Source organism: Synechococcus sp. R6-5, from assembly GCF_047461775.1.
GTDB lineage: Bacteria > Cyanobacteriota > Cyanobacteriia > Thermostichales > Thermostichaceae > Thermostichus.
Window position 1 is genome coordinate 1 of record NZ_JANSHV010000260.1, and the last position, 4350, is coordinate 4350.

At 58.6% G+C, this 4350-nt stretch carries 4 protein-coding genes; 1 reads left to right on the plus strand and 3 read right to left on the minus strand.

Annotated elements, in window-relative coordinates; genetic code table 11:
- Positions 1–968, plus strand: a 968-nt coding sequence (locus tag NW818_RS12390) for a carbohydrate porin (RefSeq protein ID WP_414424724.1), incomplete at its 5' end; no start/stop codon positions are given.
- Positions 969–1095: 127 nt separating this feature from the next.
- On the opposite strand, the gene NW818_RS12395 is transcribed toward NW818_RS12390, so the two are convergent.
- From NW818_RS12395 to NW818_RS12405, 3 genes are all read right to left on the minus strand, one after another.
- Complete coding sequence (locus tag NW818_RS12395; protein ID WP_414424725.1) at positions 1096–1935, minus strand: DUF6671 family protein; 840 nt, start codon at positions 1933–1935, stop codon at positions 1096–1098.
- 69 nt (positions 1936–2004) lie between these two features.
- Complete coding sequence (locus tag NW818_RS12400; RefSeq protein WP_414342307.1) at positions 2005–3711, minus strand: SulP family inorganic anion transporter; 1707 nt, start codon at positions 3709–3711, stop codon at positions 2005–2007.
- Positions 3712–3801: 90 nt separating this feature from the next.
- On the minus strand, positions 3802–4068 hold the full coding sequence (locus NW818_RS12405) for a hypothetical protein (RefSeq protein WP_414424726.1): 267 nt from the start codon (positions 4066–4068) through the stop codon (positions 3802–3804).
- Positions 4069–4350: the final 282 nt, after the last annotated feature.

Sequence of the window (4350 nt, forward strand, 5' to 3'; positions counted from 1 at the left end):
TGCGCATTCGTCTCCAAGCTCGCGATGCTGTGACTGAGTTCTTTGATGGGGATCCCGGCCTTGAGTTTGGCGGCCGTGGCGGCGGCACTTTCACCCTGGCCAAGCTGATCTACCAATTCCCAGCTTTCAACCGAGCAGCTACCATCTACACAGGTATCGTTGGCTCAGGTGTGTTCGATGTATTCAACTACAGCACACCCTTCGAAGCTCTCTCCGACTTCGCCGACGCTCCCAACTCCACGGCGGACGTGCCAGGTGGAGCTCTGTTTGGCTTCCGCTACCGACTCTCGGATCAACTACGCTTGGCCTACAGCTACAGCACCAGGAACGCTCAAGCCTTGGGCAAGGGCTTCGGCGACAGCGGTATAACCGGTAGCGACAGTGCCCACGCGGTGGAGCTGGGCTTCCTGCCGAACGAAAACCTGGAGATCTACCTGCAGTTTGCCAGTACCTATCTGCAGAAGGCAAACGATGGCCCTGAGTTCTTGGCCAACGGTACAGCCCTTTTCCGTGGCCCTCTGCGGACGACGACGGTAGATGTTTCTGCCCGTGTCAATGCTTTCTCGGTGGCAGCCAACTGGGAGCTTAGCCCTCGAATTACCGTATCCGGCTGGTTTACTGCTGGCAATGTGGATTACAACTTGCCCAACGTGGTACCGGCTGGCACCATTGATCCGGGTGATGAAGATTTCAACGGGTTCCTGTTTGGCTTTGCTTTCCCGGATCTCTTCATTGAGGGTGCTCAGGGCGGTGTGGTGTTTGGCCAACCGATTGTCAGCACCGAGGAGGGAGTTTTTGACAGCCGTCCTTTCATCGTGGATGTTTACTACAGCTTCCCGGTGAACGAGTACCTCACCCTTACCCCGGCAGCCTACTTTGTGAGCAATCCCAATGGTGGGCCTAGCAAGTCTGGGGATACCGATCCAACCATCGGCGTGGGTGTCTTGCGAGCTGTGTTTACTTTCTAGTTCTTAAAATCCCTGCGCTGACATCCAAGTTGCTAAGTAGGGATCCACTGGGTTGGATCCCTATTCTCTTACATCAGCCCCTCTGGGGGGATGAAAGCCTGGGCTTGACGTCAAGCTTGGGACAAAGCTAGGGATTACAAAAGGCACACTGAGCGGGATCCGCCCAGGGCTCTGCCACAGGCTCGGTGTGGGTGTGGGAACAGCGAGCACAGCCATATACCCAAGCCTTGGCCACGGGGGTGGGGGCGCCACATTGGCCGCAGGGCAGTCCAGAGACCGAGCGGATCTGCCAGTAGCCAGGAGTGCCGCAGGCCGGGCACAGGCTTTGGGCTTTGGCGATTAGGTTTTGGGTGGCGGCTGCGATGACTTGGAGCCGGGTTGGGTTGTACAGGGCCCGCATGTCGGTTTCCAGATGCAGGCCACCCTGCCGAGCCAGCAGCTCCCCCACCACCTGCTTCAGGGTTGCTTCGTCTTGGATTCCTTTGTGGATAACCTGGGGCTTTTCTGGCTGGTCGAGGGCGATCAGGGCGTGCTGGGGAAAACCCGCCCTTTGGGCAAAGTCCAGCGCTTCTGCCCAGCTCTGCACCCAGCGATGGCTGAAATTGGTTTGGGTGCTCTCTGCATAGCCGACCAGCTCCAAGGGCTCCGCGCCGGGTTCAAAAACCCTGAGCATGACCCACTCCTGATTCCAAGGGATCCAAGGGATCTGGGGGTGGGGGCCAAAGGATCCCTCGCTGGCCAAAACCAAGGAGACGGGATGAGCTTGTCGAGCCCTTTCAATCTTCAGGCGCAGAGTGTGGATGGGATCCCCCGGTCGGGGCCGCTCCCGCGAGAAGGTGCCCAGTTGGTCGGTGTCGAAAGCTACTACTTGAACTTGGATCCCCAAATGTTCGGCCAGGAGAGGGCCGATGACCTGCTCTTTGCGATGCATGGTTGCCAAGTAGGCGACCCGACCCTTCCATTGCATAGACTCAGACTTAACCTAGATCTGGCAAACGGATCCCGCAGCTTTGTGGCTCAGGCCAATTGGGGTTACTCAAACCAGGGGACTGGCCTCGAGCGGCAAGCCCAACTGGGCAACAGCCTCGGCCAAAGCCACCTCACGGCTGTCCACAAACCGCTCTGGGGGCAGCGGCAAATGTAGGTTTTCCAGGCGCTGCCGGATCCGACCCTTGGCCCCAACAATCCACACCTGTTTACCCCGATCCAGGGCCTCGCGGATGGCATTTTCCAAGGATAGCGTCGCCGAAACGCCCAGCATCGGCACATCTGATAGATCCACCACCAGCGCTTGGCAGGAGGCCACCGCCTGATGTTGGCGGGAAATGGCTTGGGAAACCCCGAAGATCATCGGCCCGCTCAGGTAAAACAGCAACACCTGCCCGCATCCCTGGCGCAGCAATTCCCTCTCACGGGGAGTGAGATCCACCGCATCATCGGCATCGGTAATGGCTTTCACCTCTTCGGAGTGGATCTCGCTGAGGCGTTGAATGGTGAGCAAGTTGGCCACAAACACTCCCACTCCCACTGCAGCGATGAGATCCACAAACACCGTCATGAACATCACTCCGTACATGATGGCTGCCCCTTTGAGGGAAAGGCGGTGGGCCCGCTTGAGGAAGCTCCAGTCGAGGATATCCACCCCCACCTTAAAGGCGATCCCTGCCAGCACCGCCATCGGGATCCCTTGCGTGAGGGGAGCGGCAAACAGCACCACCATCAACAGAATGAGGGCGCGGGTGACGCCCGCCAGAGGGGTACGTCCCCCCGACTGGATATTCACCACCGTGCCCATGGTTGCCCCTGCTCCCGGCAGCCCTCCCATGAAGCCGGACACCAAGTTAGCGATCCCCTGCCCGATCAGCTCTTGGTCGGAGTCGTGGCGGGTGCGGGTGAGGTTATCGGCAATGACTGCCGTTAAGAGGGTGTCGATGCAGCCCAGCATCCCCAGCACCACCCCATCCAGCACCAAGTTGGCCAGGGAAGCAAAGGGCAACTGCGGCCACTGCAACTGCGGCAAACCGGTGGGGATAGGGCCAATGCGCCGCAAATCCCAATCGGCCATGAACAAGCTGGCCACCAGCGTTCCCAACACCAAAGCCACCAACTGCGGCGGCACCACCCGTCGCCAGGGCTTGGGATAGCCAAAAAGGATGGCAAGCGTCAGCAGCCCCAGCCCCAGCTCTGGCATCTTAAGGTTGAGCAGGTAGGTCGGCAGGTTCTGCACCGCCCCAATCACTCCCCCCTGGCTGGCGTGGCCCAAAAGCGGCGGGATCTGCAGCAAAATCATGATCCAGCCGATCCCGGACATAAAGCCGGAAATAACGCTGTAGGGCATGAGGGTGATGTATTTACCCAGTTTCAGGGATCCAAACAGGATCTGAAATAAGCCCCCCAGCATCACCACGGTGAAGGCCGGCCCCAGCCCCTGCTCCGGGTAACGAGCTGTAACATTAGCAACCACCGCCGTCATCATCACAGTCATCGGCCCGGTGGGTTCGGAGATGAGCGTGGGCGTACCCCCAAACAGAGCCGCAAAAAAGCCCACGCATACTGCTCCGTACAAGCCCGCCACCGGCCCTGCCCCCGAAGCCACCCCAAAGGCCAAGGCCATCGGCAAGGAAACAATCGCCGTCGTCAGCCCGCCGAAGAGATCCCCGCGCCAGTTGTCTAGGCTCAGACGTCGGTGCCAATCCAGAAATCTCTTGCCGCCGGACTGTTGTTCTTTCGCTTGGCTCAGCATGCCCCAAAGCCCTCCACGCTATGGGCAGCCTATCATTGAACGTTACTATAGAGATCATGCTAGAGAATAGATTTTCTCCTATAGTTTCCCTCAAGGATTCCCCTCCAAGCGAGGGCATGGGGCTTGAGCCGGTAGAGTTGTGTGAAAGTGAGAGTAGTCCACATAGCGATGCCCATTGCTGTCCAGGTGGAGAATATCGGCAAATCGGTGGTTCCAGAGAATCTCATCGGCCAAGTAGGAGTGGCGAGCATAGATGGTTTGGGAAAAGGTGTCGTCGATGCCGGTCAGGGTAATGATCAGCTCCGCTTGGCCCATCTGTAAATCCTGATCCGTGAGGCCGTAGAGAGGGCCGCCGATGAACCACCGAGCCTCTCCTACTGGAAGTCAGCCAGCCTTCACAAAGGGCGAATGGTAGACTGGGAATACAAAAGCTTTCTGCTCAATTCAATCACCTTCAGTCTGCCACGGCCAAGGTTGGCTTCTCGATAAACTTCCATGAACCCACTGCGCCAAGGCCGACTGGGATCCCTCAACGATAACCCAACCCCATGAGCGACAACGAATCGACGGCGCGCATCATCTCCACCGACCTGCAGCGGGAGATGTCGCAGTCCTACCTGGAATACGCCATGAGCGTGA